The 5,988-nt window shown below is 45.3% G+C and carries 6 protein-coding genes; all 6 read left to right on the top strand.

The window, feature by feature from the left end; genetic code table 11:
• The first annotated feature begins 496 nt into the window (after positions 1-496).
• The 6 genes from Q7V06_RS03945 (at position 497) to Q7V06_RS03920 (ending at position 5,292) form a co-directional block, all read left to right on the top strand.
• The gene (locus tag Q7V06_RS03945; RefSeq protein WP_304838419.1) at positions 497-1,414 is read left to right on the top strand and encodes an ice-binding family protein; all 918 of its coding nucleotides are present in this window, start codon (positions 497-499) and stop codon (positions 1,412-1,414) included.
• A gap of 31 nt (positions 1,415-1,445) precedes the next feature.
• Positions 1,446-2,399, top strand: a complete 954-nt coding sequence (locus tag Q7V06_RS03940; RefSeq protein WP_304838417.1) for a sensor histidine kinase KdpD — start codon at positions 1,446-1,448, stop codon at positions 2,397-2,399.
• Positions 2,396-2,842: a response regulator gene (locus Q7V06_RS03935; protein ID WP_304838414.1), complete on the top strand. Its 447-nt coding sequence runs from the start codon at positions 2,396-2,398 to the stop codon at positions 2,840-2,842. The genes Q7V06_RS03940 and Q7V06_RS03935 overlap by 4 nt, the downstream gene beginning before the upstream one ends.
• Positions 2,843-2,974: 132 nt before the next feature.
• Positions 2,975-3,469, top strand: coding sequence for a TspO/MBR family protein (locus tag Q7V06_RS03930; protein ID WP_304838411.1), 495 nt, complete (start codon positions 2,975-2,977; stop codon positions 3,467-3,469).
• A gap of 65 nt (positions 3,470-3,534) precedes the next feature.
• Complete coding sequence (locus Q7V06_RS03925) at positions 3,535-4,770, top strand: AAA family ATPase (protein ID WP_304838408.1); 1,236 nt, start codon at positions 3,535-3,537, stop codon at positions 4,768-4,770.
• Positions 4,771-4,773: 3 nt separating this feature from the next.
• Complete coding sequence (locus Q7V06_RS03920; protein ID WP_304838405.1) at positions 4,774-5,292, top strand: hypothetical protein; 519 nt, start codon at positions 4,774-4,776, stop codon at positions 5,290-5,292.
• Positions 5,293-5,988: the final 696 nt, after the last annotated feature.

The raw sequence follows: 5,988 nt of genomic DNA, 5'->3' as shown, positions 1-5,988 counted from the left end.
TGGCAGGGGATCAGCCGGTTGCCGGCTATGGCTGGAAGGGCATCTTCCGCGAGAGCAACGGCCTATGGGCGCTTGACACGACCGGTAATCATGAAGTGGATACCTACTTTATCCTCGGTATGGCAGGAGACCAACCGGTTGCTGGAATGAATGTCTGAAGATGGATAACCATCTATCTACATTATAAATCTCTCCACCCCCGCTATTTTCAAGAGCAACACCACTAACCTGTGTAATACCCCTCTGCTTCCAATTGTCAATGCCCGGAATATCTCGGCAAACTGGCTATCTGCTGCTATCAACTCGATCCATGAGCTCACACAGAATTAACAAAGGACCTCAAATAATAGCATTATTAACAAAAAAACTGCATAAAGCCCTGAAAGTCAGGGCGAAAGCCCCAACACCTTGCAAATATTGCTCCAACGAATGCAAAATCAAGGTAGGTATATCCTCAGGGCTGTCATGAATCCAGACTATCAATGAGGATAGTACAATGACAAAAACAGAACAAACAGAGAGAGATAAACTCTCCCTTATATTAAGCGTGGCTCTGATTTGCCTGATCTCCGCCGCTATGATCCCAACGGTGATGGCCGCTTCGACAGTGGATCTCGGAACAGCTGGTGATTATGCCATTCTATCTAAATCAGGAATAACGACCACCGGAACAACAATGGTCACAGGAGATATGGGTGTAAGTCCGATCGCCGCAACAGCAATAACAGGCTTTTCACTCATCATAGACCCCTCAAATACCTTTTCTACTTCGCCTCTGGTTGTCGGAAAGATCTATGCAGCAAATTATGCGGATCCAACTCCAGCGAAACTTACGACCGCGGTGAGCAACATGGAGACGGCATACGCTGATGCTGCGGGAAGATCTCCTGATTATACTGAATTGTACTCAGGGAACCTTGGCGGAAAGACACTGACCCCTGGAACGTACAAATATTCCACCAGTGTGACGATCCCTACCGACCTCACACTGGATGCTCAGGGCAATTCAGGCTCTGTATGGATCTTCCAGATCGCACAAAATCTTGACATTGCCGCTAATAAACAAGTTATTCTGAGTAATGGAGCAGATCCAAATAATATCTTCTGGAAGGTCACTGGCACAACAACACTATATGCAGGTTCAGTTTTTCATGGAAATATTCTTGGAGCATCAACGATTGCGCTTATTGACGGTGCAACATTAAACGGGAGAGCATTAGGGCAGAAAGAAGTGATCTTAATCGCAAATCCGGTAACCGCGATTGCAACACCGGTTAGAGAAAAAATACCGGAGACGCCGGAGTATCCCGGATTCCAGTGGATATACATACTCATGATAATCGGAGTTATGTCCGTTGTTGCGAGTATTGCGTATCATTTCACAATGCGTACCAGAGCAGAGAAAAGAAGATAAAATCATTTTTCAAGAATTCTGAGGTGGAATTATGTCGATGAAACGGTTTCTGGCTCTTCTAAGCATGTTATGGCTGGTAGGGCTGGGACTGGTTCTTTATACAACCTGGATCCATGCATGGCTCACCGGCGGCACAATTATCCTGACGATAAACGAGTTGGGGGAGGGGATGATCGAGTTCTGGATGTTCTGGGTAGTTTTTCCGATTCTTGCTGTTGGTTTGTACTATAATATTGAGTATATCCAACAGGTTGTTGATCTCAGGGCGCGTGAGCTCTCTCTCATGCAAGAGATCAAACAGAAATCCAAATTTATTATGCTTGCAACGCACGAACTCCGCACACCCCTCCAACCGGTCATCGGGTATATCGATCTCCTCCTCTCAAATCCGGAGAAATATCACCTTTCTGAGAAGATGATTGATATGCTGAAGATGTGTCATACCAAAGTTGAGTATCAGAGAGAGATAATTGACAGAATGCTCACCATATCATTTGTAGATTCAGGGAATATAACTATAATAAATGAAACAATCCACCTCTTTGACTTTATTGAAAAGATCATAACCTCAAACGATTATAGAAAAGATGCACTTGTGAAGAATCAGATACCAAAGACGGTAACGATTAAAGGAGACGCGCGACTCACCTCCCATATTTTTAACACTCTTATAGCTAATGCAATTCAATATAATAATCTCCCCCGTATCGTCTCGGTGAGGCATAATACAGATTCTGAGTCTGATATGATCAGTTTCGACGACAACGGCCGTGGTATTGACATATCAATACTCGACCATATTTTCGAACCTTTTTATATTACAGATCTCCAGCAACTGAACCCACAGCAGATTTACATGGGACTTAATCTTCCAATTGCACAGCAGTATACCCAAATCCAGGGAGGGGAGATCACTGTGGATAGTACCCCCGGTATTGGGAGCATCTTTACCGTTCGATTACCCCGGAGGAGGGGAGATACATGAAGACCGTCATGGTTGTTGATGATGATCAATCGATTCTCATGGTAATGGAAGAACTTTTGAATGATATCGGCTATAGTGCGGTGACTGTTTCAAACGGCTATGAAGCATTTGATGCAATAAAGGAGAGGAAACCTGATCTCATCCTGCTCGATCTGAAGATGACTCCGATCGACGGATGGCAAGTACTTGAACATCTCCGAAAAGATGGAGTGAGCGACATCCCGGTAATGCTCTTTACCGCCAAATATATTCTTGAAGAGGAGATCGTCCCCTACAAGGATGATATTATTCTAGTTCTTCAAAAGCCGGTTACATTGGATGAACTGAAAAATGTTTTACAAGAATACTTCAATGGGAATATTTTGCCCGAAGTCAAAGAGATCTCTGGAAACAGACACTGCGACTCTATCAGAGGTATTGGTTGTGCGGTGCGTTTTATCTGATGTTCAGAAGAACATTTTGGAGGGCAATAATTTCTCTTTTACGTGTGAGGATGAAGAATTATATCAGAATGAGAGAATATGTGCATTATCTCCTTATGAAAAGCTTTTGTGCTCCAAGCACTATTGAAGTCTATGGTGCTTCAATCTCAATCTGTTCGTGATGCAGCGTTGCTGATCGGAACGGTTGTCCTCTCCCTCTCCGCAGGGGCCATCGGGAGTATTGCAACTGCATCAAATGTTAGCGGATGGTACCAGACGATCAACAAACCCTGGTTTACCCCTCCGGGCTGGCTCTTTGGACCTGCATGGACAATACTCTATATCCTGATGGGTGCCTCGCTCTTCCTGATTTTAAAGGAGGGATGGGAGAGGCGTGATGTCAGGATCGCAACAGGAATCTTCTGTATTCAGCTCTTCTTCAACGGGCTCTGGTCATTCCTCTTCTTCGGGATCCCTTCACCACTCCTTGGACTCGTCTGTATCCTCATCCTCTGGTGTCTGATCCTCTGGATGATCATCACATTCTCCCGGATATCAAAGATAGCTGCATATCTCAACATTCCTTATATTGCCTGGGTCAGCTTTGCAACCGTGTTGAATGCATCTATCTATCTGCTGAACCCCTGAACCTTTTTTTTGGGGAAAGATATATCGAAGAATCCGTCGAGATCCCATGCAGGGAAGAGAACATCATGCGGATAAAACAGGTCTCGTGCAGGAACTTTAAGAGCTTTTCAGAACTCGTGGTGGATCTTGATGAGTATAATATCCTGATTGGAACCAATGCGGCAGGCAAGACGAATTTTATACGTATACTCAGGTTCTTCCGCGACATTGCACGTCACGGGCTTGGAAATGCATTATCCCTCCAGGGAGGAGTGGAATATATCAGAAATACACGTATTTCAAAGGATATTCCAACTGAACTTGGGATCATCTTTGAAAAAAACCTCGGAGTCTTCAATGGTGTGCGGGATACAAGCGGTATACGGCATACCATCTCTTTTCACCAGATAGAGTACCGGTTCTCCCTGATGATACAGGAGGGGGGGTACTTAATCCTTGATGATCGTCTCACCATCCGGTGTTCATGTAAGCCGGAGACGCAGGAGGGAGAAGGGGGAGAAGGGGAGCTTTTAATCACCCATACCGAAGATGGTGTTTTTTATGAGCTCTCGACACCGCCGGGTATTGCTATAGAGATCTCTGAGATCATTCCTCCGTATCTTCAGAAGAACACACCACGACCAGGTTCGCTCCTCCTCGAGAACCCTCTGATGATCCCTCTCCCGGGTTTTCAGCGATTCTTTGCCGAGATCGCTATCTATGACTTCGACCCGAGGACACCAAGAAAGGCGATCCCTCTTGCCGGGAGGAGTGATCTTGAGGAAGACGGATCAAATCTCGCCCTGGTCCTCAGAACTATCCTCACTGATCCCGAGAAGAAACGGCGTTTCTCTAACCTGATGCAGGATCTCCTTCCGTTTGTTCAGGATATCGATGTTCGGAAATTCACCGATTCCTCAGTCTACTTTACGGTGACGGAGAAGTACGGCGATGACCATACGCTCCCATCATCGGTGATATCTGACGGGACAATAAATGTGATCAACCTCATCTGTGCTCTCTATTTTGATGATAAACCCTTCATCGTCATCGAAGAGCCTGAAAAGAATATTCATCCATACCTCATCGCCCGTGTCGTCTCAATGTTTGCCGATGCCGCCCGCATTAAGCAGATCCTGATCACAACCCATAATCCCGGTGTCATCAGGTACGCAGATATCGAAGATATCCTCCTCATCTCACGTGATGCAACGGGTTTCTCAACGATCATGAAACCAGCACATCGTGAAGAGGTTCAGACGTTTCTGAAGAGCGAGGTAGGTATCGAAGAGCTGTATATCCAGAATCTGCTTGGGCTCTGATCCATGAACCGGCTCTTTATATTCCTGGAAGGTGCTGACGATATCAGGTTCTTCGAAGGTGTTCTAAAAAAGCTGCTCCAGGAAGGGTATGCGAGTGTCGAGCTGATCTCCTATGCCGGAATGAAGCATCTCAGGGTGGATGGGTTCATCCGTGGTATCGGGGCAATGGGTGATGATTACCTGATGGTTGCCGATATCGATAAGGACAGGAATGTGAAGGCGAAGAAACAGCGGCTGAAACGCTGGTATCAGGAGCTTGACACGAACAAGGTGATCGTCGTCATCAAAGAGATCGAGGGATGGTACCTTGCAGGTCTGAATGATACGCAAGCGAGATCTCTTGGGCTTCGGCCTCTCAAAAAGACCGATCGTGTGACGAAGGAGACGTTCAACAGGATGATCCCGGACCTTTACGGATCACGGATTGACCTGATGATCGAGATTATTAAACGGTACTCGATCCAGGTAGCAGAGGAGAAGAACAGGTCGTTTCGGTTCTTTTACTGGAGGTGTCTGGAGTAGCATTGGTGTTGAGAGAGAACAGTTACCAGGGATGAGAATGAGCCTGATACGCAAGTTTCGATTCATTCTCTTTGGGGTAGCTGGACTTTTCTGCTCTGATTCATCAAGAATGGGCAGGATGGTGTAGATCGGGCAGTCTACGGTGAGAAGATCCTGCAAAATCTCTCTCTGGCATTGAAAAACGAGGGTCTTGTAGACCCATCACCCCGGACACTTCGGCAGTGTCGTCAATTCTACAAAACCTACCCATCAATATGGCAGACACCGTCTGCCAAATCGGTGGCTGATGAAGACGCATCTGATAAACAAAAGGCTTACAATCCATACTTGGCATAAAATTAGCTCATTCCAATAAAACATTTCTCCATTAAATTATTTTGGAGCCAGGTTTCGTTGCTGGTTAGTTCCACTTTTTCATTTATTTGCCCTATTCTTCGCTTAATTTAAATTTAAGAGAAAATTGTAGTTGCAGGGATTAAAATACCTCCATTTTGGTTCTCACTATTTTGGAGCCAGGTTTCGTTGCTGGTTAGTTCCACTTTTTCATTTATTCGCCCTATTCTTCGCTTAATTTGAATTTAAGAGATAATTGTTGTTGCAGGGATTAAAATACCTCCATTTTAGCTCTAACTATTTTGGAGCCAGGTTTCGTTGCTGGTTAGTTCCACTTTTTTATTTATTTGCCCTATTCTTCGC

Origin of the sequence: Methanocalculus sp. (genome assembly GCF_030651615.1) — an archaeon.
Taxonomy (GTDB): Archaea; Halobacteriota; Methanomicrobia; order Methanomicrobiales; family Methanocorpusculaceae; genus Methanocalculus.
This window is presented reverse-complemented; position numbering and strand designations above follow the sequence as displayed.